We start from the raw sequence: 26,726 nt of genomic DNA, 5'->3' as shown, positions 1-26,726 counted from the left end.
TTTTGAAATCTAATTTTTTAGTTATTCAAGAAGTTTAATAAATTTTATTCAAGAGCAGTTGTATGGAGACTTTGGAGTTAAACTCATTTTTTGAGATTGTGTAGTTGCATGAAATTTTTTTATCTTTTGGCATCTCTAAAACAGTTCTAAATGCAACCAGCTCTAGGGTTTTTATCGTATTTTGCGATTTTTTAAGTGTGATTTTTGAGTGTGATTTGTCGCTTCCCATAAGTTTAATGTCGACTATCTGTGCATCTTTTAGTAAAAATTTCGGGCGAGCGTTTGCTTCTCCAAAAGGTTCGAAGCTCTCAAGCATAGTAAGCAGTTCAAAGTCTATATCATCAATATCTAAAACTCCAAGCACGCTCTCTTTTGGTAAAAAATCATTCGGTTCTATGTTTTGAGCTCTTTTATTGATTGCATCTCTGAAATTATCAATCTTTTCTTCCTCCAAAAGAAGTCCTGCAGCCATTTTATGTCCGCCAAATTTGCTTAGATATGATGAGTTTTCTTTGATGAGTTCAAATATATTGACATCTCCTAAACTTCTAGCACTTCCTTTTGCCAAACCCTCTTTTATGCTTAGTACGATTGCCGGTTTTTCAAAACGATCCACTAGCCTTGAAGCGACTATTCCGACTACACCCTCGTGCCAATCTTCATGTGCTACTACGATAACTTGCGGGATGTCGGGCAAACTCTCTACCATCTCTATAGCCTCTTTTGTTGTTTGCGCTTCGCTCTCTCGTCTTTGTTCGTTAAGAGAGTTTAGTCTCTCAAACTGCTTGTAGGCTTGGTTTGTTGTAGTTGCAGTTAAAAATTCTAAAGCAATAGTTGCGTCTTCCAGTCTTCCTGCCGAGTTTATGCGAGGTGCTATTTGAAATGCTATATCTTCTGAAGTTATAGGGTTTTTATTTAAAAAATCTTTCATTATAATAGAAGATGGTCTTTTGGAGTTCATTAAAACTTTTAAACCCTCTTTTACGAGAGTTCTGTTTATATCTTTAAGCGGCATGATATCGGCGATTATGGCGATACATAAAATATCCAAAAAGCTTTTCATATCTATGGAGAGATTTAACTCTTTTTTTAGAAGCCCAAGAAGCAGCCATGCAACCTGCGCTCCGCAAATCTCTTCAAACGGGTATATGCATGCCGAGAGTTTTGGATTTACAATGGCGTAAGCGTGAGGCAGTGTCTCAGGCGGTGTATGGTGGTCTGTAATGATGAGTTCAATGCCTCTTTGTTTGCAAATCTCTGCGGCTTCAACGGCGCTTATGCCGTTGTCTACCGTTATGATGAGGTCGGTATCTACTCTGTTTAAGATGTTTGGGCTTACACCGTAACCGTCGCTAAAACGGTTTGGGATTATTGCATCCAGCGGATATGGAATTTGTCTAAAAAAGTCAACCATAATTGCAGTTGCACCAATGCCGTCTACATCATAATCGCCGACTATTGTTATCTTTTTCTTATCCCTTATGGCATCTGCTATTTTTTTAGCAGCCTTTGGAGCATCATGAAGCAGGGCGGGGTCGGGGATTTGTGAGAGTTTTTTATCCTCTGTGTCAAATCTCCGTGAGAGCAACTCAAAGAGAGTTGATTTGTTTAGGATGGGAAGATCATCAAAGTTTCGCATATCTAGTTGTAAACTACTCTTTTCGCGAAATGTTGAGAGTCGCTTCAACAAATGCTAAGATTGACGGGTTTGGAGTCTGAAGTCTTGATGTGAATTCCGGATGAAATTGAACACCTAAAAACCATGGATGATCCTTTATCTCAACAGCCTCTATCAGCCCGTTTGACTCACCCGTAACTATCATACCCGCATCTTCTAGCTGCTTGCGGTAAGTCGGATTTGCTTCATATCTATGGCGATGTCTCTCAAAAATCGTTTTTGCTCCGCCGTAAGCTTTGCGTATAATCGAGCCCTCTAAGGTGTCACATGGATACTCTCCGAGTCTAAGAGTTCCGCCCATCGGTGACTTATGAGTACGAAGTTGTGTGTTTCCGCTTTGATCTAAGAAATTGTCAATAAGATAAATCATCGGATAAGGTGTATTTGCATCAAATTCTACAGAGTTTGCGCCCTCAAATCCAAGTACATTTCTTGCATATTCAACAAGTGTAAGCTGCATTCCAAGACAGATGCCAAGATATGGGATTTTGTTTACTCTTGCGTATTCGATAGCCTTGATTTTGCCCTCAACACCACGGTTTCCAAACCCACCTGCAACTAAAACAGAGTCACAATCGCTAAGCAGTGCTTCGGCTCCTCTTTCTTCAACCTCTTCGCTGTCCACCCAGTGAATATCAACACGAGTGTCAAGATGCGCTCCGGCGTGGATGAGGGACTCTGTTAGAGATTTATATGCCTCTTTTAGCTCAAGATATTTGCCGACAAAACCAAGAACAATGCGATTTTTCGGTTGAACTATTTTTTTAACCAGAGAGTCCCATTTTTCCATATTTGGATTAAGTTCACCTAAACCCAACTCTTTTGAAATAGGTTTTAGGATGTTTTGTCTCAAAAATGTAATAGGAATATCATAAATAGTTGCGGCATCAAGTGCCTCTATAACGCTATCCGCAGAAACATCACAGCTCATCGCCAGTTTTTTCTTGAAAGTTTTTGGCAGTGCATTTTCACTTCTGGCAATTATCATTTGGGGAGTGATACCTATGCGGCGAAGCTCTTGAACAGAGTGCTGAGTCGGTTTGCTTTTTAACTCGCCCGCAGCTTTGATGAATGGAATAAGCGTTACATGTACAAAAAAAGTTCCCTCAACTTCGTCATCATGTTTCATCTGGCGAATCGCTTCCATGAACGGAAGACCTTCGATATCGCCGACAGTTCCGCCAAGTTCTACTATAAGTATCTCATGACCCTCTCCTGCCTCTTTTATGCGTTTTACGATTTCGCCTACGATATGAGGGATAACTTGAATCGTTTGTCCCAAATATCCGCCTGCACGCTCACGCTCGATTACCGTAGAGTAGACTTGACCGGTAGTAAAGTTGCTGGATTTTAGGTAAGAGGTGTCTAAAAACCTCTCGTAGTTTCCGATATCAAGATCCGTCTCCGCTCCGTCTTTTGTAACAAATACTTCACCGTGTTCGAGCGGACTCATAGTTCCGGGATCGACATTTATGTATGGATCTATCTTCAACATACCGACTTGTTTGCCTGAGTGTTTAAGCAAAGTGCCAATACTAGCCGCTGTTATCCCTTTTCCAAGGGAACTTAAAACACCACCGGTAACAAAAATATATTTAGTCATAAAATAGCTCCAAAATGTCAATTAAAGACGCGATTATAGTATAGTATCTCTTAAAATTAGTACATCAATATCCTTTAAAAATAGTAGGCTATAAGAATATTTTGGTAGAATAACAGATAATTTAATAAATAAAGATTTAGATGGATTTTGTACTTTTATATATAGTAGTGGCTTTGGGTCTCTCAACGGTACTGAACTTACTTTTAAAACGGCTAGGTGTTTCACAGATTATAGGCTATATATTAACCGGTACCATAATAGTTTATGCGTTTGATTTGCGAGAGTATGGCAGTTCTGCTATGCTTGGGCATATAGGAGATTTTGGGGTCGTTTTTTTAATGTTTACGATAGGTCTTGAAGTCTCTTTATCAAAAATGAACAGTATGAAGGCGGAGATCTTTTTTAACGGTTTTTTACAAGTAAGCCTCACTGCTATCTTTATTTTTTTAGTATCCTATTATTATTTTGGACTTCCGACCGTTCCTGCTATTATAGTTGCACTTGCTATCGCGCTCTCATCGACCGCTGTTGTGCTTAGTTATTTAAAAAACTCAAAAGAAATCAATAACCCTTATGGGCAAAGAGCAATGGGAATTTTGATATTTCAAGATATTGCTGTTATACCTATTTTAATCTTTTTAGGATTTTTAGCAAGCAAAGGCACACAATCCATATCTACGGTATTGATAGATACATTTATAAGTGCCGTTTTGGTTTTAGGGCTACTTTTTATTGTCGGAAAAAGAGTTATGACTTGGCTTTTACATTTTTCTGCTAGAAGTGAAGTAGATGAGCTTTTTATGAGTTCTGTCCTTTTTATTGTAGTAAGTGCAGGACTTTTGGCTTCATTTATGGGTTTTACCTACTCCCTTGGAGCTTTTGTAGCAGGAATGATTATAGCGGAGACAAAGTACCACCATAAAGTCGAATCGGATATAGCCCCGTTTAAAGATATTTTGCTTGGAACATTTTTTATCGTCGTAGGTATGAAGATAGATATTGTCTTTTTCATAAAACATATCGATATAATCATTACGACTTTTATTCTTATCTTTATTTCAAAAACAGCTATAACATATGTGATAATGCGTATCACTTCGTCACATACCCGTTCACTTAAGACGGCTCTTGCGCTCTCGCAAGTAGGAGAATTTTCATTTGTTATTTTTGCCGTAGCAAGTGTAGGAGGGCTTTTAGAAAAAGAGCTTGAGTCTCTTTTTGTTTTGGTAGTTATCTTTTCTATGGTGATTACACCGTTTTTTATCTCTAAAATAAATAAGTTTGTAAGTTATATTAGTAATTATCAATACTTAGGATTGGATACTTCTGCTTTTGTTTCACGCAAAGATCATGTCATAATATGTGGGTATAGTGTCACGGGAAAATTTGTTGCAAAAAATCTTGATCTCATTAATGCGCATTATGTTATCATAGACAATAACCCAAAACAAGTTCAAGAAGCATTAAAAGAGGGTAAAGAGGCGTATCTTGGTGATATGTCAAAGCTATCTTTATTAGACGCTCTGCATGCCAAGAACTCTGTTGCGGTAATTGTAACGCTTGATAACATCGAGAAAAAAAGAGCTATCTGCGAAGCTGTACTAAAACATACAAAAGATGTAAACCTTGTCGTCAAAGTAGCGACACTTGAGGATAAAGAGAATCTGCAAGATTTACCGATAACATCGATTGTAGATGATAAAGTGGAAATAGGGCGTATATTGGTTGAGCGAATGATGACATGCCAAATCGGAGGAAAAAAGCAATGAAGAGTATCTTTATAACGGATCTGGATCATACGTTTTTACGAACCGATCTCTCTATAAGCGGATTTACCAGAGAGATTTGGAATGAGACGGCAAATAATTCTATCGTGAGTGTTGCAACGGCTAGAACATACAAAAAAACACTCCAGTTTATAGAGAATGTTCAAATAAATGCTCCGATGATACTGCTTGACGGGGCTTTAATAGCAACTATGGATAAGAAGATAATAGACACAAAGTTTATAAACAAAGCGGTATCGGATGCTATTATAGACGAGGGTGCGAAGCTGGGTATCTACCCTTTTATCCTCTCTTTGGCAGATGGCACTCTGCGCGAAATTTTCTCTTACTCTACCGTTTTAAATGCACATCAAAAAGAGGTGCTTAAAAATTATAAAAATGACGATCACCACAATCAGCAGAGCAATCTTCGTGCGATGGATGATAATTTTAAAATCGTCTATTTTGGAGATGAGGTTTTGTTGCGAGAACTTGCACTTCAAATAGAGAAGATTTTTGGAGATAGTTTGAAATATATCTTAGCACCCGAAGCTTATGTCGGCTGCTATTTTTTGACAATTTTGCATAAAGACGCAGATAAATCTCACGGCATAAAGAGTGTGAGCGAATATATCGGTTTTGACCTCTCTAAACTCACTGTTTTTGGAGATAATTTTAACGATGTCGGTATGTTTGAGTTAGCGGGAACTTCCGTTGCGGTTGCAAATGCGCAAGAGGGTGTAAAAAAACTGGCAAATATCGTTCTGCCTCATACAAACGATGAAGATGCAGTTGCACACTATCTAAAAAGTCTAAAAAGTGCAAAGTAAATCCACGCTTGTCCCTATGGCAATCATAGGAGTTCTATTTTTCATTTTTGGGTTTGTTACATGGCTCAACGGCTCACTCATCCCCTTTTTAAAAGTCATTTGCGACCTTAACGAGTTTCAAGCTCTCTTTGTCACTTTTGCTTTTTACATCGCCTATACAGTTATGGCTCTTCCGATGGCTTATCTGCTTGAGAAAACAGGCTATAAAAACGGTATGGCTTTGGGCTTGGCAGTCATGGTTGTCGGTAGTCTTCTTTTTATACCGGCTGCTATGAATGCAAGTTTTATACTTTTTTTAACTGCACTCTTTACGCTGGGAACAGGGCTTACGATACTGCAAACTGCTTCAAATCCATACATAGTCTGCATCGGGGATATCAAGAGTGCGGCTATGCGTATAAGTATAATGGGGCTTATAAATAAAAGTGCCGGAGTTATCGTTCCTCTTCTTTTTAGCGCGTTTATACTCTCAGGCATCGGTTCAATGGAGGATTTATCAAGCGAAGCAAAAGAGGCTCTGGCTTCAAAACTTATAACCCCGTATATCATAATGGCGGTAGTTTTGAGTGGCTTGATAGCACTTGTGAAATTCTCTTCGCTTCCGGAACTTGAGTTTCCAAAAGAGACGCAAGAAGAAGAGAAGAATATATTTGAGTTTCCACGAGTAGTTTTGGGGGCGATTGCACTCTTCTTTTATGTCGGCATTGAGGTAATCGCGGGAGATACTATCGGGCTTTACGGGCAACATTTAAGCGTAGAAAACTATACTGCCCTAACCTCTTTTACTATGATTTTTATGGTTTTAGGCTATCTTGTCGGTGTTCTTTTCATACCCAAATATCTCTCACAAGAAAAAGCGCTTCTGCTCTCTAGTGTCTTTGGAGTGATGTTTTTGCTCGGTGTTGCATCTTCATCAACGCAAGGCAGTACAATCAGCGAGATTTTATGGGGTTGGAGCGGAGTGAGAACTCTGCCTGACACTATAACATTTGTCGCACTTTTGGGTTTTGCAAATGCCCTTGTCTGGCCTACCATTTGGCCTTTGGCGTTAGAGGGGTTGGGAAGACATACGGCTAAGGGAAGCGCACTGTTAATCATGGCGATAGCAGGAGGTGCGATACTTCCGCTACTCTTCGGCAAAATAGCTCAAGTGAGCGGTGATATGCAATCAACCTACCTAATCGGCATAGTTTGCTACACTTTTATACTTTTTTACGCACTCAAAGGACATAAAATCTCATCTTGGGGAAGTGAATGGTTGTTCATAAAACATTAGTAAACGGTTTTGCATATATAGAGATAAAAAATTCTGTTGCAGAAGCAAAAGTCGCTTTGCAGGGAGCACATCTGTTTCACTATGCAAGAATGGGTGAAGAGCCTCTTCTTTGGCTTAGTGAAGTAAGTGATTTCGAATACGGCAAGGCAATCCGCGGCGGTGTTCCAGTGTGTTGGCCGTGGTTTGGGTTTAATGAAGATAAAAGTCTGCCTCAACACGGTTTTGCAAGAATTTCTATGTGGGAGTTTGTGTTTGGCGATGAGGTAGACGAAAGAACAACAACTCTTACTTTTAGATTCTCTAACAATGAAGAGACGCTTAAAATGTGGTACTATAAGTTTCTTTTGGAGCTAAAAATTACCATTTCAGATAGATTGACGATGGAGTTAAAAACTACAAACTTAGATGACAAATCTTTTGAAATTTCACAAGCGCTTCATACTTATTTTGCTATCTCGGATATCTCACAGGTATCTATTAAAGGGTTAGATAAAAAGCCCTATTTGGATGCGCTGACATGGAAAAACGAAGTGCAAAACGGCGATATAGCCTTCAATCAAGAGGTTGATAGAGTTTACCAAGAAGTTGATAGCGAGATAGTTTTAGGGGATAAAAACAGAGAGATTCACATCAAAAACGATGGCTCATTGTCCGTTGTCGTATGGAATCCGTGGATAGAGAAGTGTAAAAGAATGAGTGCGATGAGAGATGATGCTTACCAAAATATGCTCTGTATAGAGTCGGCAAATGCATTTGATGATGCAAGAGTCATAAAACCCAACGAGTCGCATGTTCTAAAGGCTACTATTTTCTAAAATCCTTTCTCGCAGCATAGCCAAAATCATTTATATATAATAATTCATTATAATTTAAGAAAAATATGATTAAAGTGTAGCACTAAAGTTAATATAAATGACAAGGAGATTGTTATGAAAGTTTTAACACGAAGAGTTTTTTTTAAATATATGGCTATGTTGGGTTTAGTGACATGGAGTACGACTCCGCTGTATGCAAAAGTACCAAAAGACACATTTAAGTATCAAGAGACTCCAAATGATGGAAAGAGATGTTTAAATTGTGTCTACTTTCTTCCGCAGACCAACGAATGTAAGATGGTTGAAGGTTCAATTAGCCCTGATGGCTGGTGTAGGATATTTCAAGAGAAAAAATAAGTAACTAACCATATTACTTTTTTTCATAACCTAGATTCTAAATTATGTCCAAGTTTGCACAAAAAATATTTTAATTTGGAATCTAATCTTTTAGTTATGAAAGAAGCTTATTTATTACCTTGTATACACAATGCATTTTTAGGTTATTTTCCTTCTGTACGGACAAGCCCTTTTTGCGCTTCATAAGCCAAACGCATTACGCCAACTGCATAGTTTGAGGAGTTGTTGTAGCGCAAGACTTTTTTTGTGTACTCTCTTAAGTAATTAAGCTCCTCTTTATCGCATGTAAAGCATTTGCTCTCTTTATCGGTACCTTTGTTTTTGGCATGAACAAATGAAGCATCTTCATTTTCAAACTCATAGTCATACCATTTTGACTCGATATCTACGATGTCGGGTATTTTATTCCAGTCAAGAAGCTCTGTAAATTCGGCTTTTTTGTTGAGAAATTTACTAGCAGACAAGATTGCATCTTCCATCTTTGTCAAATCTGCAATTTCTGTTTTATATCCTTCGCTATATATAAAACTATCGGGCATAAACTGCGGTATTCCTACGGCTCCGGCGTATGAGCTTGGCAGATTGCACTCATCAGGTTCTACACCTCTTTTATAACAATGTGTGATGATAGATACCATATTGGTTTTGCCCATATTTAAGAGCCACTTTTCTCTTTGCGTGTTTGGTTTTGTTCGCACGACTAAAGTGTTAAAAACAATAAACGCATCATGTTTTGGCACGATTTTTCCCAGCCTTGTCTCTTTTAGCAAAATAGCAGCTACTATCTCACGGTTTACGCCATATTTTTCCTCGGCATAATCATAAACTTCACTATATTTTTTTAGATGTTCAACCATCTCGGGTATATATTTAACCAGTACATTGTTCGCTTTTTTCTCATTTTTTTTATGAACTTGTATATATTTTGGCTGCAGGTACTCATAACTTATTTCGTCAAATTTTTGTGTTTTAAAAAAAGATAATAAAAATTTATTTGCATACTCATACGACACACCGTTTTCTACTACTTTGTTACAAACTTCCGTATAATTTTGGTTTTGAAATTCACAGCTATTATGTTTTGCAAAAAGCAGAGTGCTTAACAAAAGCACAAAAAATATTTTAATCATTATCAATTCACCCCGCTATTTTTATATTTTTAGTATAGCATTTTAAAATCAAATGCATATTAATTGATAGATATGTTTGTTATAATTTCAAAAAATTAAACAAAGGAGTCTATATGGAAGTAGATAAAGCCTGCGACAACAAAATATGCCTAAAAAGCAAAGAGTGCGCTCGTTTCCAATCATATTTAGACGGCAATAAAGATTATAAAACATTTAAAGGCACAGAGACAAAAGGGTGCGGTCAGTTTATACAAAAATAGCGTTTGCTTCGGCAAGCCTCTGCGGCGTGCCTATGTCATGCCATCTTCCATTATATAAAGAACCTCCGACTTTGCCCTTTTGTGCCGCTTCTCTTAGCAGAGGTGCAAGTGGAGTTTTTTTGCACTCTAAGTTATCAAAAAATTTTATGCTGTAGTATCCTATGCCTGAGAAGGTAAACTTTTGTTCTGCATCGTTTATAACTCTGCCGTTATGCAGAGCAAAATCTCCATGCGGGTTGTGTTGTGGATTTGGAACTAAAATCAGATGCGCCAAATCATCTTTCAAATCAAAGTTATTTTCAAACTCATAGTCGCACCAAATATCGCCGTTTACTACTAAAAAATTCTCATCTCCAAGTATCCCAAGCGCTTTTATGATTCCGCCTGCACTCTCTAAGGCTCCGCTTTTTTGCTCATCCGAGTAGATTAAGTTTACTCCCCACTCTCTGCCGTTGCCCAATTTTTTTTGTATCATATCTCCAAGATGATCGATATTGATAACAATTTCTCTAAAACCAAGAGAAGCAAGCTTTTCTATATGCCAAACAATAAGTGGTTTTTTATGCACCTCAAGCAGGGGTTTGGGTATTTTGTCAGTCAGCGGACGCATTCTCTCGCCTCGTCCGGCCGCCAAAATCATTGCTTTCATTTTATACTGCTCAATAAATTTGCCAACTCTTTGGTTTGGCTGTATCTGCTTGCCGTATCTATAACATACTTGAGTGTCAGCGGGATATCTTTTAGATAGCCGTTTTTGCCGTCACGAAGAGATAGGCGGGAAAATATGCCTAGCACTTTTATATGTCTTTGCAATCCCATAAAATCAAACCATTTGATAAATGTTTCATTATCTACTTTAATCCCTTTTTTATCGCGAAACTCCAATGCAAGAGTTTTAATCTCTTTTCTATCGTAAGCGACATAACAATCTTTGAGTAAAGAGACCAAGTCGTAGGTTATGGCACCGCTCATCGCGTCTTGATAATCAATGATGCCGATTTTTTTATCATTTTTTAGCATGATATTTCTTGAGTGAAAATCGCGATGCACAAAAACATCTTGAGGCTGCTCTAAAACTACGGCAGAAATAGTCTCAAGCGTAGTTGCGATAAGCTCTTTTTGCGATTCGTTTAGCTTTGCGCGAAGAAGTTTCTCTATATACCAATCCTGCATCAATTGCATCTCTGCATGTAAAAACTCTTTATCGTATAGAGGCAAATCTTTCGTATCCGCTTTTTGCATTTTTAAAATAGAATTGATGGCTTTCGTGTAAAACGCTTTGAAGTTATTTTCACTTAAGAGATCCAAATAGTGGGTAGTTCCGAAATCTTCTAAAATTATGTACCCGTTTTCTATGTTTTGTTCAAAAATCTTAGGGACGCTTACATCCGCATTTTTTAGTCTTATCGTTACATCTAAAAATGATTTTAAAGAGTTTAACTCCAAAGAAGAGTCCATCAAAAGGGCTGTTTTGTCCCCGTCTCTGAGTCTGTAATATTTTCTAAAACTTGCATCTGCTAATGCAGTCTCAATCGTATAATTTTTGTAAGAAGTTGTTTGTAGCCACTCTTTTATTTTACTCATATATAGCACCTAAAATAGAATCTTTTGACGCTCCCGTAACGGAGGATAGTTTAACACATCTTTTGTGCACTCTCTCATAAGCAAGCCATGCAAAAGCCATAGCCTCCATAAATTCACTGCTAACTCCACACTCATCGCTTGAAACAACCTCTATTCCGCTTAGTTCATCTTTGAGTCGCTCCATAAGGTAAGAGTTCTTAACGCCGCCGCCACATACAATCAACAAATCGGTTGAGGTTTTTTTGACCTCATTTGCGATGCTCTTTACGCTTAACTCTAAAAGAGTTGCTTGAACATCTCTGTTTTTTATATGAGAATTTCCTCCTCTTTTTAGTGAGAAAAGTTCAAGCTGTTTTTTAAGCCAATTTCCGTTAAAAAGCTCACGACCAGTACTTTTTGGAGCTTCTTTTGAAAAGTAAGGCTCTTTTAGCATAAGTTTAAGCAACTCGGCATTTACGGTTCCCGATTTAGCCCATTTTCCGTCTTCGTCATAAGCAGTATTGTTATTTTGAGAAGCCCAGTAGTCTATAAGAACATTGCCGCAGCCTGTGTCGTAGCCTATAAGTTCATCGCCTAGAATAGTTAGATTTGCCATTCCGCCGATATTTAGCACCGCGATATTGCCTTCAAGTTTTGAAAATAGGTAGTTATGAAAAGCAGGTGCAAAAGGAGCACCTTGACCCCCGAGCGCTATATCTTTTTGTCTAAAATCACTGACAACTCTAACACCTGTTTGAGCCGTTACAACACTAGGATTGCCTAACTGCATAGAAAAAGGGTACTTACTGTTTGGCTCGTGCCAAAGTGTTTGACCGTGTAGGCCGATAGCTCTTATTTTATTTTTATCTATCTTTTTCTCATATATAAAACTCTCTATCGCATCAGCGTACATTTTGCCCAAACGGGTATCAAGTTCACCTATGGTCTTTAGAGTTATCGGAGCATTTATAGCACTTAGGATGTCAACCTTTAACTCTTTATCAAAAGGATATACGGCAGAGTAAAGCAGCTCAAAACTATGCGGTTTGATTTCGCAAAAAGCTATATCGATACCGTCAAGGCTTGTTCCCGACATTACACCGATGTAAAATTCATCCATTCTTTGCTCCGCTTTGAGTAATTAAAAACGCTACGGCAGTTCCGATAACTATCTGCCATGAAAAACCTAAATTAATTCCGAAAGTATATGGTTGAAGTGCTAAAACTGTTATAAATCCGCCAATAAGTGCTAAAAGAACGGTAGTTTGGTTTCCACGAGTCGTAAATATTGCCGAAAAATATACACCCAAAAGCCCTGTATAGGCAAATGCCATAACTCCGAGTGCGAAACTAATGAGTGAAAGGTTGCTGTATCGTTGCCAAAAGTAACTTCCTATCGCCATCAAAGAGAGAGCAAGTGCGAAAAAAAGTACCGCAAATCTTGATGCTTTTATAAAATGTTTTTCAGCTACTTTGCCCCTTTTCATCTTCCACGGTCTGTATAAATCTTCAACCGCAACCGATGCCATAGCACCTAAAACAGAGGTTGTGCTTGAGAGTGCCGTTGCAACCGCTCCAACCGTAACCAAGCCTCTTAAGCCCTCCGGCATCTCATTTAAAATGTAGTACATAAAGATGGTTATTTTTTCGCCCTGAAAATTTTGCACGACACTGCTTTGAAGGTAAAAAACATATAAAAGTGCACCGATTGTTAAAAAAATCATAACGATAGGAACCGTTAGAAGCGTCGAGATAAAGAGCGACTTTGTCGCTTCTCTTTTGTTTTTACAGCAAAGAACTCTTTGAGTCAGGTCTTGGTCAAGCCCGTAAGCCGCGATATTTAGCAAAAGCCATCCGCCAAAAAGCCCTATAAGACTAAACTCTCCGCTAAATGAGGTGTCTATAAACACCAGCTTATCATGCTCTTGGAGTGTTTTTATAATCTCTACATCTTCAAGCGAGTAGTAGAGAAAAATAAGTACTGCTAACGCCGCAGTAATGTAGGTAATAGCTTGAATAATATCGCTTAAGATGATGGAGCGGATACCGCCGAAATATGAGTAGGCGACAGAACCTGCCATTAAAACGAAAATAGATATAGCTACATGCGCAAATATTATGTCGTTAAAAAGAATCATAGAGATTGCAAGCGCGCCGATGTAGAGTCTTGCGCCGCTTGCTAAGACTCTTCCTAGTAAAAACATAACTCCTGCTTGTTTTTTTGCGCTTTCCCCGTATCTTAGTTCTAAAAGCTCATAAACCGTAACCGCTTTCATCTCGTAAAATTTCGGAACAAGCACAAAAGCTACAAAAAAAGCCCCGAGCACTCCTGAGAAGTAAAAGCCTATAAATGTAAAGTTATGAGTATATGAGTACTCCGGAGCGCCTAAAAATGTAGCGGCGGATTGAGAAGTGGCAATTACGGAAACGGCAACGGCAAATGTCGACATATGGTGTTTGGTAATGAAGAAATCGCGTGACGACTCTATTTTCGTGCGGCTAAGTATCACCGAAGTAACGGTTAAAACTAAAAAATAGAGACCAAACACAAGCCAGTCAAGGGTAGAAAAAGCACTCTGCATTAGAAACTTTTATGCAAGAGTTCTACTCTTTTGTTTGACTCCAAGATTCGTCTGTAGCTTATTTCGCCGCTTTTAACCTCGGCAAAAATAAGCTCTACAAGCTCATCAATGTCTTGAGTTGCAAGCTGATTGCCAAAAAGCAGCATATCAACCCCGCTGTTTATGGATAATGAAACAATCTCTTTTAGCGAGTAGTGCTTCAAAATCGCCCCCATCTGTAAATCATCGCTTACAATAACACCGTTAAAATGGAGTTTGTCCCGAAGTAGTTTTGTGTTTACATTGTGTGAGAGCGTAGAGGGGTACTTTTCATCTAACTGCGAGTTAAAAACATGGGCGGTCATTATCATAGAAATCATGCCTGAGTTGATTAGTTCTTTGTATGGTTCAAGTTCTACCTCGCTCCAAGTTTTACTGATATCCACAAAACCTTCATGCGAATCACCAAGCGATGAACCGTGTCCGGGAAAATGCTTTGCCACGCTTAAAATATGTTCATTTTTAAGGGAGTTTATAAATATCTTTGCGTATTTTGCAACCTCTTTGGAGTCGGTTCCGTAAGAGCGATTTAGTCCGACGATAACTCTATTTTGTGGGTTTATCGCCAAATCAACGACGGGTGCAAAATCACAATTTATTCCGCTGTTTTTGAGTGTTTTTGCTAGAGAGTTGTATACATGCTTTGTCATATACTCATCCATCTCAGAGACAACTTTAGCTGAGGGCGTTGCGTCAAATCCGTATGCAGGTTTAAGTCTTGCGACTCTTCCGCCCTCTTGATCAACAGAGACGATAAGCGGTTTTTTTGCAAAAGATTTTAGCGATGAAGTAAGAGTGCTTAATTGTTGCGGCGAGCTGATATTTTTTGTTTTGGTTCTGTCATGAAAGTGACGGTCAAAAAGAATTACACCGCCAAGTTCATATTTTTGTATCTGGGAAACTATTTTGCTATTCTCATCTACACTATCACCGTCAAATCCGACGATAAGCATTCTGCCAATCATCTTTTTTAGCTCGTTATCTTCAGGTATATCGGCTGATGCGCCTAGATTTTGCCAAAAAAACAGAAGTGCTAAAAAAAGTGCAATCGGTTTCACAGATAGCGCTTAATTTTAGTTGCCTCTGGAGCCGGGTTTTATAGCCTCGCTTCCGTCTTTGCACATTGGACACGCTTCGGGTGCATACATTTCAAATGTAAAATCCTCTAACGCAAAAAATGGAATGTCTTGCGGGAGCTTACAGTTTGGTTTTGTAGTTACCATGCTGTTTTCGCGTTTACAAAAACCGCGATTTGCCAAAGCAGCAACACCGACAATCTTTCCGCCGAGACTCTTTACAACTTCTGCAGCTTCCATAGCGGAGCCGCCGGTTGTAATGATATCTTCGCACATTAGAACTCTCTCGCCCTCTTTTACTTCAAAACCGCGGCGGATACTCATCTCCCCGTTTACTCTCTCGGCAAATATAGAGCGGCAATCAAGTGCGGTAGCAAGTGCAAAACCGGCGATTAGCCCGCCAAGAGCCGGAGCGCAAACCGTATCTATCTCTAAACCGCTCTCTTTGATTTGAAGAGCTAGCGCATCGGCAAGAAGCTTTGCCGTTTTTGGATCTTCTAAAACTTTTGCAGATTGTAAATAATATTGTGAATGGTTGCCGCTGCTTAGTTTAAAATGCCCCTCTAAAAGAGCATTTGAGTCCATATATATTTTCTTAACATCCATAGAGAGTTCCTTGTATTATACTTTTAGTATTTCCGATTCTTTTGTTTTTAATATACTTTCAACTTCGGCAATAAATTTATCGGTTATTTTTTGTATATTATCTTGAGCAGATTTTGACTCATCGGCAGTTATTGCTTTATCTTTTTCAAGTTTTTTGATTTTATCGTTTGAGTGTTTTCTATCATTTCTTATCGCAACTTTTGCGGTCTCACCCATGCCCTTCATCTGTTTTACCGACTCTTGTCTCTGCTCAACAGTCATTGCAGGGAAAAATAGTTTGATTTGAATGCCGTCGTTATTTGGATTTGCTCCGACATTTGCTTTTGATATAGCGCTCTCAATTTGCTGAAGAAGATTTTTTTCCCACGGATTTATAACGATAGTAGTTGCATCTGCTACTAAGATAGAGCCGACTTGATCAAGTGCAGTCATTGTTCCATAGTAGTCAACTTTTACATTATCCAAAACAGAGGTAGTAATTTTACCTGTTCTAAGTGTTTTAAAATCTCTAAGCATATGGTTTAGGCTTGATTTCATTTCTGCTTCACACTCTTTGAATATTTCGTTTAGCATTTTTGTTCCCTTGTATATGAAAAATATTGGTGCAATTGTAGCAAGAAATATTTAAAAAAGAGAATTTAAGAAGTTATAGCTGCAAAAAAATTGCAACTATTTTGAAGGTGTAGTTTCGTTGTTTGCCGGTGTAGTCGCAGATGTAGACGGAGCTACGATATTCTTTGTTTCAACTATATTATCAACAACCGATTTTGTTGAAGTTGAACCATACATATAACCTAATGTGATTGTGTTTACGACAAATAAAAAACCTATAATAAAAGTTGTTTTTGCCAAAAAGCTGTTTGGACCTTTTGCCCCGAAAACAGATTCGTTTGAACCGCTGTATGCGCCAAGACCGATGCTTGAGCTTTTTTGCAGAAGTACCGCAATTACCAACATTACTACTAAAATTATTTGAACAATAAGTAGAAAACTAGTTGTCATTTATATATCCTTGAGGGTTTCGCCCTATTTTAAAAAGTGGCGAATTATACCCAAAAAAACTTATTGTTGCAAAATAAGCTATAATTTCAAAAAAATATCGGAAACAGTAATGAATTTAAAAAATAGAATTTTAGTGACTGCAGTTGCGGTTTTTGTATCTTTAATAATATTTATTACTCCATTAAGCGCAAAGGAGATTGCTCAAAAGCCGACTATCGCAGCCAGTACATTCTCTTTGTATGATATCTCAAAAAATATTGCAGGCGAGAGTGCGGAAGTTTTTATGATTCTTCCTTTTGGAGTAGATGTTCATAGTTATGAGCCATCACCCAAAGAGATGATAAAAATATCAAAAAGCGATTTGGTTCTCTACAGCGGGGCAGGCTTAGAACCGTGGATAGGCGGATTTAAATTTAAAAATAGAGCCATCGACATAAGCAAATATGTTGAGCTTAAAAAGCCAAACGGTGAACATGAACACCACGGAGATGTTCACCATAAACATAATAGCGTTGATCCGCACTATTGGCAGGATTTGCAAAATATGATAAAAGCCACAGAGCGTATCACAGAGGAACTTGCTCAACTGTTTCCGCAAAATAAAAGTTTATATATAAAAAATAGAGATAATTATATAAATATGTTAAAAAATCTCGATGCAGATTATAAAAAGAAGCTCTCTGCTTGTAAGCTCGATACGATTATAGTAAATCACGACGCTTTTTCATATCTTGCCAACAGATACGGTTTTCATGTCGAAGCCCTTAGTGGATTATCGCCTGAAGCCGAACCTAGTCCAAAAAATATGATAAAACTTATAACACATGTAAAAGAGCATAAAGTAGCTACTATATTTTTTGAGAGTTTTGCAAGCGATAAAGCGATAAAGAGTATAGCAAAAGAGGCAAACGTAAAGGTTGATATTCTTCAACCTCTCGGCAACATCACGGCGGATGAGGCAAAGTCGGGATTAAGCTACGAAGATATTATGAGAAAAAATTTGCAAAAGATATCACAAGCACTTGAGTGTAAATGAAATTTAATCTTCCGATATTCGATATCAAAAACTTAACTTTTATCGTTAAAGGTCAGAGAATTTTATCAAATATCTCTTTGGAGATTTTTCGTTCGGAGTATATTGCTATAATCGGTCCAAACGGAGGCGGTAAAACGACGCTTATCCGTATGCTCTTGGGACTTGAAAAACCGACAACCGGAGAAGTGAAAATATACGGAAAAAAGCTCTCAAATTTTAAAGAGTGGCATAAAATCGGCTATGTTCCGCAACGCGCTTCGCATGTAGACAGCTCTTTTCCGGCAACTGTTTTGGATATAGTAAAAATGGGCAGAACTTCACAGAGAGGATTTTTCAGCTCTTTTAGCGAAACCGATAAAAAGCTTGTTTACGATGCAATGGCAAAGATGGATATACTTGATTTAAAAGACAAGATGATAGGTACTCTCTCCGGTGGGCAGAGACAAAGAGCTATGATTGCCCGTGCCCTTGCTTCAAAACCTGAAATATTGATACTGGATGAGCCAAATACCGGAGTAGATGCGGCTTCGCAAAAAAATTTCTATGCGCTTCTTAGAAAATTAAATAAAGAAGATAAGATAACTATAGTTTTTATTACGCACGATATAGGCGTAATTGCAGATGATATAGCAAGGCTTTTTACCATAAACGAAAAAGCTATTATATGCAATAACCCCAAACAACTTTTAAGCTGTCAAGAGATGAGCGAACTTTATGGCATAGATGCCCATCTGCTTCACAATCATAAGCACGAGCATTAATATGTTAGAAATGTTTGAATACGATTTTATGCAAAGAGCTTTTGTAGCGGGTATTATTATTGCCGTTCTTGCCTCCGTGAGCGGAACTTTTGTAGTTTTAAAACGCTACTCGATGATTAGCGAAACACTTGCCCATTCAGCACTTGTCGGTGTTGCCGTCGGTCTTGTGGGTGGCTTTAATCCTTTATGGATGGCTGTTTTGTTTGCCATTATATCCGCTTGGCTTATAGAGTATCTAAGAAGTGCATTTTCGCTCTACAGCGATGCCGTACTTGCTATTTTGCTCTCGGGTTCATTAGCAGCTGCCGTTATTATCGTCTCCATCGGCGGTGCCTTTAACAACTCTCTTTTTTCCTATCTTTTTGGCTCTATTTTATCCGTAAGCAGCGAGGATGTCGTAACTATTGCTATTTTTGGAACCCTCTCTTTGGGCGCACTGCTATTTTTCTCAAAAGAGTTATATTTTATCGCCTATGATGAAGAGGTGGCACAAACAAGCGGAATTAAAGTAAATTTTTTAAATTTTCTGCTTGTTAGCGTAGTAGCCGTTATCATTGCACTTTCCATCAGAGTAGTGGGAAGTTTGCTCATAGGTGCGCTTATGATAATCCCGAGCGTCTCAGCGTTACAGTTTAGAGTCGGTTTTTTAAAAACTGTAATTATTTCTCTGATTTTTGGACTCTTTAGCGTCGTATCAGGTATGACGCTCTCTTTTTATTTCTCGCTCCCTTCAGGCGCTACGATAGTTTTGTGCGTACTTGTAATCTTTATAATATCTCTAATCATAAATAGAAAATGAAAATAAGCTCCGAGTTTTCAAAATATGCACCGCATTATAATAGTTACAATATTATACAAAACAGGGTGGTAGAAAAACTTCTTAGCCATATTAATGAAAAACCGAAACGAATTTTGGATTTGGGATGCGGAAGCGGAAGCATTTGCAGAGCGATTAATTGGGAGTATGAACACTTTAGCGGTGTTGATTTTGCCAAGGGTATGTTAGATTTGCATCCAAAATCATCAAAGATTGAGCTTATATACGGGGACTTTAACGATGATAAGTTATTTGAAAAGCTGCTTACATATAGATACGATTTTATTTTTTCCGCATCGGCTTTGCAGTGGGCGGATGATTTAGATAGGGTATTTGGCAAAATTAAGCAGTTTAATGCGCCTCTTGCTTTGGCAATTTTTACTGCAAATACTTTTAAAACCATAAATAAAACGGCGTCGATAGAGTCGATTTTAAAAAGTGCCGATGAGGTAAATGAACTTCAAAAAAAATATTTCGACGCAGAGTTTGAAGTAGTAAACTATAAACTTGAGTTTGAATCGACAAGAGAGATGTTTAAGTATATAAAGAGAAGCGGCGTTAGCGGGGCAAGAAAAATATTAAGTTACAAAGAGAGCAAAAAGCTGCTAAATGAGTACCCTTTGAACTATCTGGAGTTTGAGGTAGTCTTTATCTATTGATGTTAAGCAGTAAAATGAGCAATACCCAAAGGGCACGCGAGCCCATTTTACCGGCAGGGACAAATTTGTCCCTTGCAACCCCCTAAAGCTTCCGGCATAAATGCCTAAGAGTATTAAGGTCTCAGTTATCTAAAGTATATAAATAGTGTCTCCGATACTTATCTCTCCGCCTTGTATAGCTTTTGCAAAAATTCCTCTATCATCTTTTAAAAGTTTCGGTATCCGTTTATCTATTACGGATAGATGATTGCAAATCGTGCAGTTTTGGCTTATCTCCAGTATTGTATCTCCGATTTTAAGCTGCGTTCCTATAGCTAAAGAGTAAGGGTTGTAATCCATTAAAAGATTTTCGCCTAAATATCCGCTCGGCATATCTATATCATAGTTTTTGATTAAATCATAACTATCCGTTGATGTCAATAATATAGAACGAGCGTTATCTCTATTATAAAACTTATCACCGATTACACCTAACTCATCAAGCAAGATAACTGGTTTCTCGACCCTTTGCGAACTTTGGGCAGTAGAGATAAAAAGTTTTAAAATTTGTCCGACTTTTTTGTTTGGCATAAAAAAAGACCTTGTTTTGTATTAGTATGAAATTCTAGCATATTTTTTTAGTAGACTTTGTGAGAAATTTATTACCAAAAAAGAAGAGAAGTGTGAATAATTATAAAAATGTGAGAAAATTATTACATTTTTACTAAAATTCCTTGACAATTTAATTTATTTTCATATATAATCTTCCCGTCTTGCATTTTATATCTTGCATAAAATGTAATTGTGCATATCATAAAATCTACAAGATTAAAGAGAAGGAGGTAGATGATTAATGAGTAAAATTTCTGAAAATAATTTAGAAACTACTACAAATAAAGCAGAACAATCAAGCAGAAGAGAATTCTTCAAAAGAACTGCTGCTTATTCTGTGAGCGCGATTGCGGCGGCTAATATTTTAGCACCTGCAAAGTTGTTAGCTGATGATGAAAACATAATTCACCATACGGAGTGGGGGACAACATTAGGTGATGAGCTTAATAAATATCCGTACGGTATACCATCGGCATATGAGCATAATGTCGTAAGAAGAACTTCGGCTCTTCTTTCATCTGCGGGGGATATGCATGCTGCGGTTTCAATGACGCCTCTGCATGAACTTGAAGGTATTATTACGCCAAACGGACTGCATTTTACAAGAACGCATAACGGTGTAGCTCATATAGATCCGAATAAGTTTAGACTTATGATTCACGGTCTTGTTGAAAAACCGATTGTTTTAACTCTTGAGCAGTTGAAAAAATATCCGGCTGAGAGTAGACTTCTTTTCTTAGAGTGTCCTGCAAACGGTGCTGCTGAATGGAAAGGTCCACAATTCAACTCTTTACAATTCGTAAAAGGTATGATGAGTAATGCTGAGTGGACTGGTGTTCGCCTAAAAACTATCCTTGATGAAATCGGTCTTAAGCCGACTGCAAAATGGATGTTAGCAGAGGGTTCAGACGGTTCAGAGATGAGCAGAACGATTCCTATTGAGAAAGTTTTAGACGATGCTATGATTGTTTGGGCACAAAACGGTGAAGCACTTAGACCGGAACAAGGATATCCTGTTCGTTTAATGTTACCGGGCTGGGAAGCTAACTTATGTGTTAAATACTTAAAGCGTTTAGAGTTTGGAACAGAACCTTGGTACTGTAAAGAAGAGACTTCTAAATATACGGCGTTAATGCCGAGCGGTAAAGCAATCCAACACTTCTATCCATTAGAAGTAAACTCAATTATTACAAATCCATGTCCTGAAAAACCATGGTCAGACCTTAAAAAAGGTGATTTAGTTGAGGTTGAAGGTATTGCTTGGAGCGGACACGGAACTATAACTGCCGTAGATATATCGTTTGACGGCGGAGATAACTATGTTAAAGCAAGTCTTAAAGGGCTAGTTCTTCCTAAATCATGGACAAGATTCTCTTATATGTACAAATATGAAGGTAAGCCGTTGCTTATGCAATCTCGTGCAGTAGATGATGCCGGTTATGTTCAACCGTCAATTACTCAAGAAAAAGCAATTATGGGATTAGAGGGTGTTTATCACAGAAACTCAATTTGTACTTGGGAAGTTAGACAAGACGGTTCAGTTCATAATGTTCAAGTTCGAACAGACAACTGTCCAAAGTAGGGAGAGATGATGATTAGATTAAATAATAAATTAATTGCTTTAGGGGCTTCTGTAATTGCAAGTACACTTTTAACTACAAGTGCTTTTGCTGCTACTGAGAGTAAAACTGAAGCTGCTCCTGCAGGTATTTATAAAGCTACTAAAGATGCTTTAGACGGTGGTGTAACTTATAAAAGAAGCAACGGCTCATATACTGCATATAAAGTAAATGAGCAGTCGACTAAAGGTGTTAACTTTGGTAGAGCACCGACTCCAAATGAGTTAAAAGCTTGGGATGTCGATATTATGCCGGATGGCACAGGTTTACCTGAAGGTTCCGGTACGGCAGAAGAGGGTTCTGAACTTTATGATAAAGATTGTGCAGTTTGCCATGGTGAGTTTGGTGCAGGCGGTAAAGGGTATCCGACTCTAACGGGTGGAACACTAGAGTCACTTAAAAACCAAAGAACTTGTCCGGGTAAAGATGCTCCAAACAGAACAATAGGTTCATATTGGCCACAGGCAAGTACACTTATTTGGTATATCCGCGACGCTATGCCGTATGCACATCCAAAAAGCTATACGCCAAATCAGTTATATGCTATGACAGCTTATCTCTTAGCAGAGAACGGTGTTAAAATAGACGGTAAAGATATTACAGAGCTTAACAAAGAGAATTTTAAAAAGATTGTTATGCCAAACCGTAATGGTTTCTATCCAAACATTGATGGACCAAAAGGTGTTGAAAATGTAAGAGCTTTCTATAAAGATCCTAAAAACTTCGGTGCCGTAACGGGTACTCGTTGTATGACTAACTGTGGAAAAGAGTCTGTAGCAAAAATTGCAAACGAGATTACGGCTGTTGTACCTCCATATACAACCGTGAGAGATCTTCCAAAAGAAGATGCATCAAAAGGTGCTGCTTCATCTCCTGCTGCTAAAGCGTATGAGAAGTCTTGTGCAGTTTGTCATAAAACAGACTCAATGGGCGCTCCGGCTGTCGGAGCTAAAGCTGCTTGGGCAAAAGCTATGGAAAAAGGTATGGATAAGGTAAATCATAATGCTATCAATGGAGTTGGCGGTATGCCTCCAAAGGGTGGAGCTATGAATTTGAGTGACGATGAAGTCAAAGATATTGTTAAATATATGGTAGAATCTAGCAAGTAAAGCTTGCTAGATCTACTTAAACACTACATAAAGGAAAAGAAATGCAAAGAAGAAAATTTTTAAGTTTAGGTGCAGCTGCAGCTGCTGTTGTATCAGTTTTACCATCTAGTTTAACTGCTACTGATTTTAGAACGACGGCTCCAAAAGCTTGGGAAGCTCCAACAAGTAAAGAAGCTATAGAGGCACTTTTCGGTTCATCTGCTGCTACTGAAGGTAAAATTGAAATTAAAGCTCCAAAGCTTGCTGAAAACGGTGGTGCAGTGCCAATCGGTATCAAATCATCTATACCTCTTACAACTATTGCTATTTTTCAAGATGCAAACCCTAGAAGTGCGGTTGCTGTTTTTGAAATGGGCGATAACGGTGTTATGGATATGATGACTAAAATCAAAATGAGAAAAACTGCAGAAGTTACGATTGTTGGAAAAGGTAAAGACGGCAAGTTATACTCGGCAGCACAAAAAGTAGAAGTTTCTATCGGTGGATGTGGAGGTTGATATAACCCCCATTTCTCATATAGTTGCAAAATAAAATAAAAATAAAAAAAGGATTACTATGAAAATAAAAGCAAAATTAACAGGTGACGAAACAGAAATCAAGTTATTACTTGAGAGTCCAATGGCTGGTAAAGAAGAAGCTGCAACAAAGAAAATTGAAGAGAGCTATATCACACACATTACTGCTAAAGTAGGTGCAGCGGTTGTATGGGAAGCATCAACGGGACCATTCTTATCAAAAGACCCTTACTTTATGTTTAAATTCAAAGGTGCTAAAGCCGGTGATAAAATTGTTGTTGAAACTGTTGACAACAAAGGTAAAACTGAAAAAGCTGAAGAAGCGATTAAGTAATTTTAGCTTATTTCCCTCTTTTGAGGGAAATTTATTAAGAGTAAATTTGATGTGTTGTGTAACACATCAACTCTATTCTTACAGAGAATAAATTTAAAAAAAAAGGTAATCTTATGTTAAAAAAGATAGCTAGTCCGTTAATACTCTCGGCAATCGCTTTACTGCCGATAATGACTGCATGTTCTTCGGATAATAAAAATAAAGCACAAGAGAGTGCTAAAGTTGAAAAAGCTGCTCCGGCAGTGGCTCCTGAATTTGATTATAAACTAGAGCCAAAACAAGTTAGCAGTAATGTTTGGTGTTTCTTTGGAGCGCTAGAAGTTCCTACAAAAGAGAACGGCGGAAATATGGTAAATACCTGCTATATTAAAACGAATGACAGCTATGTCTTATGGGATACGGGTGCATCTTATGTATACGCTAAACAGGCTTATGAGGCAATGAGTAAAATTGCTAAGTTACCTCCAAAAACTATTATATTAAGCCATGAGCATGATGATCACTGGCTAGGTAATAACTACTATAAAGAAGTTCATGGAGCAGAAATTATAGGACCTGAGTCTATAAACAAAAACTATAAAGTCGGCGACCAAACAAGAATGTTCAAAACTTTAACAGAGAATGCTATTAGAGGAACAAAAATTGTGCCGGTTGATAAATGGCATAAAGAGACAATTAAGTTTACTATTTCAGGCGTTAATTTTGAATATGTTCCGGTAGGCAACGGTCACTCTGAAGAGGATTACTTTTTATATATGCCGGATAACAAGGTTATCTTTGCCGGAGACTTGGTTATGAACGGAAGGGTTACATCAAACAGAGACGGTTCTGTTATAGGTGAAATTGCAGCTATTGAAAAAATGAACTCCTTACCATGGACTACGATGATTCCGGGTCATGGATTTGTAATTGATAAAACTGCTGCCGATGAAGCGATGCAATATTTTACTCTTACAAGAGATAGAGTTCAAGATGCTATCAAAAAAGGTATAGACGAGACGGGAATTGTTGAAGCAGTGCCGTTAGAAGAGTTTAAAGATAAGGCTCTGTATGATATGTTAAATGCAGCAAATGTATCAAGAGCATTTATAGAATTCGATATGGGTCTTGATAAGAAGTGATTTGGTCTTAGACCAAATCGCCTCTACAGGCGCTTTTTTCTACCCGCATAAATTTTCTTCACCTAAAAACACCTATACTTCGTCATTCCAAACTTGTACCGCAAGGGTATTTCCTTTGGTCATTTGGAATCTAGTTTTTAAGTTTTGCAAGAAGTCTACTGATGTTACGCAAAAGTCAGTTAATTAAATCAAAATCTCTTTTTCAAGCGTATAAAGCTCGTACCTGATGTATTTAAAGTTTTCACTATACTCGGCATTACAGAGTTTATATAGCTCTTCGAGCACTCTTGCAGACTCCTCTGCCCTTTTGAAATTTGCAATAATGATAGAAGAGATATCGCTGCGATTTAATTCACTTTTGATGGTTGAACGAAGTACATCATTAACACTGTCACGTTCTTTTAGTAACTCTAGCGTTTCTTTGATTTTTGTTTTATGTCTTAGTAGTTTTAGTTTTTGAGCGAGTTCTTTGTTATTGTCTCTATATCTCACGATATCTTCAACAACTCTGATTCCTTCTCTGAGGCGGTTTAGGTTTGCATCAATCACCCGAAAAAGTTCGGGTGAAAGTTGATTATTCGTCATTTCCGAATATACCAAATAGTTGCAGCAGGGCAGTAAAGATATTTAAAAAATCTAAGTACAGAGCAATTGCACCGTCAATCGGAGTTTCATAACCGCCTTGCATAATATTTTGCGTATCAAAGATTACCAAAATACTAAATAGTACAACAACAGCACCTGAGATAATTACATGTAATATTGGATTGCCTAAAAAGATATTAAGAATAGAAAAACCGACAATTACCAATAAAGCAATCATAAGAGGTTTTGTATATCCCGTAAAATCTTTTGTAGTTTTAATTGCATAAAAACTCATTGCCCCAAATACAACAGAGGTCATTGCAAACGCGTTTCCTATAATAGTAGCTCCACCGCTCATTCCAAGAGTACGAGACAACAGAGGTGCAAGCATAAGTCCAGTCATAAATACAAAACCGAACATTACGGCTAAATTAATGCCCGGTTTATGTTTTACAAAATGTAAACCAATCAATAAACCCATCTCTAAGAAAAACAGAGGCCAAAAGAATGCTTGAATTGTTCCGGCCATAGGAACACCCACATAAGCCCCAACAGCTCCAGCCATCATAGAGGCTGCAAAAAGTTTATATGTCTCTTTTACAAAAGAAACAATTTCTGCTTCACTTTTAACATAACTGCTATAAGTAGATGCATTTCCCCTTGCGTAATCACGATCATAAAGTCCCATATTTTCTTCCTTTATATATGTAATACAAAATAATTTACATATTTGTATGTTTAAGAATTTTATACATAAAGAGTTAATAAATAGCAACAGACAAGTAAATAGGGGAGTTTATAAGAAAACAGTATTACAAAAACTTAACAAACTTAACATTTTAAAAATCTTTTTAAAACACTTGCGATGTTTTAAGCCTCTCCTAAGAATCATTTGTCTATAATTCCCATCCACAAACACAGAGACCTAAAGTTTAGGACCTGAAGAAGCCTTAAGTAGAGGTTTTTAGATAGTTTGAGATCATTGAAAACTAAGCA

At 37.8% G+C, this 26,726-nt stretch carries 29 protein-coding genes; 15 read left to right on the top strand and 14 right to left on the bottom strand.

The window, feature by feature from the left end; all coding sequences use genetic code 11:
* Positions 1 to 34: 34 nt before the first annotated feature.
* Together recJ and PHQ93_RS04765 are read right to left on the bottom strand one after the other, a co-directional pair.
* Entirely contained in the window at positions 35 to 1,639 is a 1,605-nt protein-coding gene (recJ, locus tag PHQ93_RS04770) for a single-stranded-DNA-specific exonuclease RecJ (protein ID WP_299941545.1), read from the bottom strand.
* 13 nt (positions 1,640 to 1,652) lie between these two features.
* Positions 1,653 to 3,281, bottom strand: coding sequence for a CTP synthase (locus PHQ93_RS04765; protein ID WP_299941542.1), 1,629 nt, complete (start codon positions 3,279 to 3,281; stop codon positions 1,653 to 1,655).
* A gap of 140 nt (positions 3,282 to 3,421) precedes the next feature.
* Between PHQ93_RS04765 and PHQ93_RS04760 the strand changes: the two genes are divergently transcribed.
* The 5 genes from PHQ93_RS04760 (at position 3,422) to PHQ93_RS04740 (ending at position 8,325) form a co-directional block, all read left to right on the top strand.
* The gene (locus tag PHQ93_RS04760) at positions 3,422 to 5,050 is read left to right on the top strand and encodes a cation:proton antiporter (RefSeq protein ID WP_299941540.1); all 1,629 of its coding nucleotides are present in this window, start codon (positions 3,422 to 3,424) and stop codon (positions 5,048 to 5,050) included.
* A complete protein-coding gene (locus tag PHQ93_RS04755; protein WP_299941537.1) occupies positions 5,047 to 5,877 on the top strand; it encodes an HAD-IIB family hydrolase in 831 nt (276 codons plus the stop codon). Before PHQ93_RS04760 ends, PHQ93_RS04755 begins: the two co-directional genes overlap by 4 nt.
* Positions 5,867 to 7,153 carry a sugar MFS transporter gene (locus PHQ93_RS04750; RefSeq protein ID WP_299941534.1) on the top strand — a complete coding sequence of 429 codons (1,287 nt, stop codon included), beginning with the start codon at positions 5,867 to 5,869 and terminating at the stop codon, positions 7,151 to 7,153. The genes PHQ93_RS04755 and PHQ93_RS04750 overlap by 11 nt, the downstream gene beginning before the upstream one ends.
* Complete coding sequence (locus tag PHQ93_RS04745) at positions 7,132 to 7,968, top strand: D-hexose-6-phosphate mutarotase (protein WP_299941531.1); 837 nt, start codon at positions 7,132 to 7,134, stop codon at positions 7,966 to 7,968. The genes PHQ93_RS04750 and PHQ93_RS04745 overlap by 22 nt, the downstream gene beginning before the upstream one ends.
* Positions 7,969 to 8,082: 114 nt before the next feature.
* Positions 8,083 to 8,325, top strand: coding sequence for an iron oxidase oxidoreductase (locus PHQ93_RS04740; RefSeq protein WP_299941529.1), 243 nt, complete (start codon positions 8,083 to 8,085; stop codon positions 8,323 to 8,325).
* 143 nt (positions 8,326 to 8,468) lie between these two features.
* Here the strand turns inward: PHQ93_RS04740 and PHQ93_RS04735 are convergent, their stop codons facing one another.
* The gene (locus tag PHQ93_RS04735; protein WP_299941526.1) at positions 8,469 to 9,455 is read right to left on the bottom strand and encodes a lytic murein transglycosylase; all 987 of its coding nucleotides are present in this window, start codon (positions 9,453 to 9,455) and stop codon (positions 8,469 to 8,471) included.
* Between the two features lie 113 nt (positions 9,456 to 9,568).
* Here PHQ93_RS04735 and PHQ93_RS04730 point away from each other — a divergent pair, with 113 nt between their 5' ends.
* Positions 9,569 to 9,715 carry a hypothetical protein gene (locus PHQ93_RS04730; RefSeq protein ID WP_299915811.1) on the top strand — a complete coding sequence of 49 codons (147 nt, stop codon included), beginning with the start codon at positions 9,569 to 9,571 and terminating at the stop codon, positions 9,713 to 9,715.
* Here the strand turns inward: PHQ93_RS04730 and murU are convergent.
* The 8 genes from murU to secG all read right to left on the bottom strand — a co-directional run bounded on the left by murU (position 9,702) and on the right by secG (position 16,583).
* Positions 9,702 to 10,364, bottom strand: a complete 663-nt coding sequence (gene murU / locus PHQ93_RS04725; protein WP_299941523.1) for an N-acetylmuramate alpha-1-phosphate uridylyltransferase MurU — start codon at positions 10,362 to 10,364, stop codon at positions 9,702 to 9,704. The genes PHQ93_RS04730 and murU overlap by 14 nt on opposite strands.
* Positions 10,361 to 11,299, bottom strand: a complete 939-nt coding sequence (locus PHQ93_RS04720; RefSeq protein ID WP_299941520.1) for a phosphotransferase — start codon at positions 11,297 to 11,299, stop codon at positions 10,361 to 10,363. Before PHQ93_RS04720 ends, murU begins: the two co-directional genes overlap by 4 nt.
* The gene (locus PHQ93_RS04715; RefSeq protein ID WP_299941517.1) at positions 11,292 to 12,398 is read right to left on the bottom strand and encodes an anhydro-N-acetylmuramic acid kinase; all 1,107 of its coding nucleotides are present in this window, start codon (positions 12,396 to 12,398) and stop codon (positions 11,292 to 11,294) included. Before PHQ93_RS04715 ends, PHQ93_RS04720 begins: the two co-directional genes overlap by 8 nt.
* The gene (locus PHQ93_RS04710) at positions 12,391 to 13,860 is read right to left on the bottom strand and encodes a sodium:solute symporter (RefSeq protein WP_299941514.1); all 1,470 of its coding nucleotides are present in this window, start codon (positions 13,858 to 13,860) and stop codon (positions 12,391 to 12,393) included. The genes PHQ93_RS04715 and PHQ93_RS04710 overlap by 8 nt, the downstream gene beginning before the upstream one ends.
* Positions 13,860 to 14,957 (bottom strand): glycoside hydrolase family 3 N-terminal domain-containing protein, encoded by a 1,098-nt coding sequence (locus tag PHQ93_RS04705; protein ID WP_299941511.1) that lies wholly within the window; start codon positions 14,955 to 14,957, stop codon positions 13,860 to 13,862. Before PHQ93_RS04705 ends, PHQ93_RS04710 begins: the two co-directional genes overlap by 1 nt.
* Before the next feature lie 15 nt (positions 14,958 to 14,972).
* Positions 14,973 to 15,581: an orotate phosphoribosyltransferase gene (pyrE, locus tag PHQ93_RS04700; protein ID WP_299941508.1), complete on the bottom strand. Its 609-nt coding sequence runs from the start codon at positions 15,579 to 15,581 to the stop codon at positions 14,973 to 14,975.
* Between the two features lie 15 nt (positions 15,582 to 15,596).
* The gene (gene frr, locus PHQ93_RS04695; protein ID WP_299941504.1) at positions 15,597 to 16,154 is read right to left on the bottom strand and encodes a ribosome recycling factor; all 558 of its coding nucleotides are present in this window, start codon (positions 16,152 to 16,154) and stop codon (positions 15,597 to 15,599) included.
* A 96-nt stretch (positions 16,155 to 16,250) separates the two neighbouring features.
* Positions 16,251 to 16,583 carry a preprotein translocase subunit SecG gene (gene secG, locus PHQ93_RS04690; protein WP_299941501.1) on the bottom strand — a complete coding sequence of 111 codons (333 nt, stop codon included), beginning with the start codon at positions 16,581 to 16,583 and terminating at the stop codon, positions 16,251 to 16,253.
* A 109-nt stretch (positions 16,584 to 16,692) separates the two neighbouring features.
* On the opposite strand from secG, the gene PHQ93_RS04685 reads away from it, so the two are divergent.
* Genes PHQ93_RS04685 through PHQ93_RS04670 form a run of 4 tightly spaced genes read left to right on the top strand, consistent with a single transcriptional unit; the run spans position 16,693 to position 19,856 of the window.
* Positions 16,693 to 17,619 carry a metal ABC transporter substrate-binding protein gene (locus tag PHQ93_RS04685; protein WP_299941498.1) on the top strand — a complete coding sequence of 309 codons (927 nt, stop codon included), beginning with the start codon at positions 16,693 to 16,695 and terminating at the stop codon, positions 17,617 to 17,619.
* Complete coding sequence (locus tag PHQ93_RS04680) at positions 17,616 to 18,380, top strand: metal ABC transporter ATP-binding protein (protein ID WP_299941496.1); 765 nt, start codon at positions 17,616 to 17,618, stop codon at positions 18,378 to 18,380. The genes PHQ93_RS04685 and PHQ93_RS04680 overlap by 4 nt, the downstream gene beginning before the upstream one ends.
* A gap of 1 nt (position 18,381) precedes the next feature.
* Positions 18,382 to 19,179, top strand: a complete 798-nt coding sequence (locus tag PHQ93_RS04675) for a metal ABC transporter permease (protein WP_299941494.1) — start codon at positions 18,382 to 18,384, stop codon at positions 19,177 to 19,179.
* Complete coding sequence (locus tag PHQ93_RS04670) at positions 19,176 to 19,856, top strand: methyltransferase domain-containing protein (RefSeq protein WP_299941491.1); 681 nt, start codon at positions 19,176 to 19,178, stop codon at positions 19,854 to 19,856. The genes PHQ93_RS04675 and PHQ93_RS04670 overlap by 4 nt, the downstream gene beginning before the upstream one ends.
* 129 nt (positions 19,857 to 19,985) lie before the next feature.
* Here PHQ93_RS04670 and PHQ93_RS04665 read toward each other — a convergent pair whose 3' ends face one another.
* Complete coding sequence (locus PHQ93_RS04665; protein ID WP_299941488.1) at positions 19,986 to 20,426, bottom strand: MOSC domain-containing protein; 441 nt, start codon at positions 20,424 to 20,426, stop codon at positions 19,986 to 19,988.
* A gap of 262 nt (positions 20,427 to 20,688) precedes the next feature.
* Here PHQ93_RS04665 and soxC point away from each other — a divergent pair, with 262 nt between their 5' ends.
* The 5 genes from soxC (at position 20,689) to PHQ93_RS04640 (ending at position 25,145) form a co-directional block, all read left to right on the top strand.
* The gene (soxC, locus tag PHQ93_RS04660; RefSeq protein WP_299941485.1) at positions 20,689 to 22,029 is read left to right on the top strand and encodes a sulfite dehydrogenase; all 1,341 of its coding nucleotides are present in this window, start codon (positions 20,689 to 20,691) and stop codon (positions 22,027 to 22,029) included.
* Between the two features lie 9 nt (positions 22,030 to 22,038).
* The gene (locus PHQ93_RS04655) at positions 22,039 to 23,175 is read left to right on the top strand and encodes a c-type cytochrome (protein ID WP_299941483.1); all 1,137 of its coding nucleotides are present in this window, start codon (positions 22,039 to 22,041) and stop codon (positions 23,173 to 23,175) included.
* 41 nt (positions 23,176 to 23,216) lie between these two features.
* Positions 23,217 to 23,672, top strand: coding sequence for a thiosulfate oxidation carrier protein SoxY (gene soxY, locus PHQ93_RS04650; RefSeq protein WP_299941480.1), 456 nt, complete (start codon positions 23,217 to 23,219; stop codon positions 23,670 to 23,672).
* 58 nt (positions 23,673 to 23,730) lie between these two features.
* A complete protein-coding gene (gene soxZ / locus PHQ93_RS04645; protein WP_299941477.1) occupies positions 23,731 to 24,024 on the top strand; it encodes a thiosulfate oxidation carrier complex protein SoxZ in 294 nt (97 codons plus the stop codon).
* A 113-nt stretch (positions 24,025 to 24,137) separates the two neighbouring features.
* Positions 24,138 to 25,145: an MBL fold metallo-hydrolase gene (locus PHQ93_RS04640; protein ID WP_299941474.1), complete on the top strand. Its 1,008-nt coding sequence runs from the start codon at positions 24,138 to 24,140 to the stop codon at positions 25,143 to 25,145.
* A 183-nt stretch (positions 25,146 to 25,328) separates the two neighbouring features.
* Here the strand turns inward: PHQ93_RS04640 and PHQ93_RS04635 are convergent, their stop codons facing one another.
* Both PHQ93_RS04635 and PHQ93_RS04630 read right to left on the bottom strand, forming a co-directional pair.
* Positions 25,329 to 25,730, bottom strand: a complete 402-nt coding sequence (locus PHQ93_RS04635; RefSeq protein WP_299941471.1) for a thiamine-phosphate pyrophosphorylase — start codon at positions 25,728 to 25,730, stop codon at positions 25,329 to 25,331.
* On the bottom strand, positions 25,720 to 26,418 hold the full coding sequence (locus PHQ93_RS04630; protein ID WP_299941468.1) for a Bax inhibitor-1/YccA family protein: 699 nt from the start codon (positions 26,416 to 26,418) through the stop codon (positions 25,720 to 25,722). The genes PHQ93_RS04635 and PHQ93_RS04630 overlap by 11 nt, the downstream gene beginning before the upstream one ends.
* Positions 26,419 to 26,726: the final 308 nt, after the last annotated feature.

It is taken from the genome of Sulfurimonas sp. (genome assembly GCF_028714975.1).
GTDB lineage: Bacteria > Campylobacterota > Campylobacteria > Campylobacterales > Sulfurimonadaceae > Sulfurimonas.
Note: the sequence above shows the minus strand (reverse complement) of the source record. Positions and strands in the feature narration are given on the sequence as shown.

Coding starts and splice junctions, on each gene's coding strand:
- PHQ93_RS04720 (WP_299941520.1), bottom strand. CDS start 11,299: ATGAGTAAAATAAAAGAGTGGCTACAAACAACTTCTTACAAAAATTAT.
- PHQ93_RS04765 (WP_299941542.1), bottom strand. CDS start 3,281: ATGACTAAATATATTTTTGTTACCGGTGGTGTTTTAAGTTCCCTTGGA.
- soxZ (WP_299941477.1), top strand. CDS start 23,731: ATGAAAATAAAAGCAAAATTAACAGGTGACGAAACAGAAATCAAGTTA.
- murU (WP_299941523.1), bottom strand. CDS start 10,364: ATGAAAGCAATGATTTTGGCGGCCGGACGAGGCGAGAGAATGCGTCCG.
- frr (WP_299941504.1), bottom strand. CDS start 16,154: ATGCTAAACGAAATATTCAAAGAGTGTGAAGCAGAAATGAAATCAAGC.
- PHQ93_RS04675 (WP_299941494.1), top strand. CDS start 18,382: ATGTTAGAAATGTTTGAATACGATTTTATGCAAAGAGCTTTTGTAGCG.
- PHQ93_RS04640 (WP_299941474.1), top strand. CDS start 24,138: ATGTTAAAAAAGATAGCTAGTCCGTTAATACTCTCGGCAATCGCTTTA.
- PHQ93_RS04665 (WP_299941488.1), bottom strand. CDS start 20,426: ATGCCAAACAAAAAAGTCGGACAAATTTTAAAACTTTTTATCTCTACT.
- PHQ93_RS04630 (WP_299941468.1), bottom strand. CDS start 26,418: ATGGGACTTTATGATCGTGATTACGCAAGGGGAAATGCATCTACTTAT.
- PHQ93_RS04670 (WP_299941491.1), top strand. CDS start 19,176: ATGAAAATAAGCTCCGAGTTTTCAAAATATGCACCGCATTATAATAGT.
- PHQ93_RS04740 (WP_299941529.1), top strand. CDS start 8,083: ATGAAAGTTTTAACACGAAGAGTTTTTTTTAAATATATGGCTATGTTG.
- PHQ93_RS04745 (WP_299941531.1), top strand. CDS start 7,132: ATGGTTGTTCATAAAACATTAGTAAACGGTTTTGCATATATAGAGATA.
- PHQ93_RS04685 (WP_299941498.1), top strand. CDS start 16,693: ATGAATTTAAAAAATAGAATTTTAGTGACTGCAGTTGCGGTTTTTGTA.
- pyrE (WP_299941508.1), bottom strand. CDS start 15,581: ATGGATGTTAAGAAAATATATATGGACTCAAATGCTCTTTTAGAGGGG.
- PHQ93_RS04680 (WP_299941496.1), top strand. CDS start 17,616: ATGAAATTTAATCTTCCGATATTCGATATCAAAAACTTAACTTTTATC.
- secG (WP_299941501.1), bottom strand. CDS start 16,583: ATGACAACTAGTTTTCTACTTATTGTTCAAATAATTTTAGTAGTAATG.
- PHQ93_RS04715 (WP_299941517.1), bottom strand. CDS start 12,398: ATGGATGAATTTTACATCGGTGTAATGTCGGGAACAAGCCTTGACGGT.
- PHQ93_RS04755 (WP_299941537.1), top strand. CDS start 5,047: ATGAAGAGTATCTTTATAACGGATCTGGATCATACGTTTTTACGAACC.
- PHQ93_RS04730 (WP_299915811.1), top strand. CDS start 9,569: ATGGAAGTAGATAAAGCCTGCGACAACAAAATATGCCTAAAAAGCAAA.
- soxC (WP_299941485.1), top strand. CDS start 20,689: ATGAGTAAAATTTCTGAAAATAATTTAGAAACTACTACAAATAAAGCA.
- PHQ93_RS04735 (WP_299941526.1), bottom strand. CDS start 9,455: ATGATTAAAATATTTTTTGTGCTTTTGTTAAGCACTCTGCTTTTTGCA.
- PHQ93_RS04635 (WP_299941471.1), bottom strand. CDS start 25,730: ATGACGAATAATCAACTTTCACCCGAACTTTTTCGGGTGATTGATGCA.
- PHQ93_RS04710 (WP_299941514.1), bottom strand. CDS start 13,860: ATGCAGAGTGCTTTTTCTACCCTTGACTGGCTTGTGTTTGGTCTCTAT.
- soxY (WP_299941480.1), top strand. CDS start 23,217: ATGCAAAGAAGAAAATTTTTAAGTTTAGGTGCAGCTGCAGCTGCTGTT.
- PHQ93_RS04760 (WP_299941540.1), top strand. CDS start 3,422: ATGGATTTTGTACTTTTATATATAGTAGTGGCTTTGGGTCTCTCAACG.
- recJ (WP_299941545.1), bottom strand. CDS start 1,639: ATGCGAAACTTTGATGATCTTCCCATCCTAAACAAATCAACTCTCTTT.
- PHQ93_RS04655 (WP_299941483.1), top strand. CDS start 22,039: ATGATTAGATTAAATAATAAATTAATTGCTTTAGGGGCTTCTGTAATT.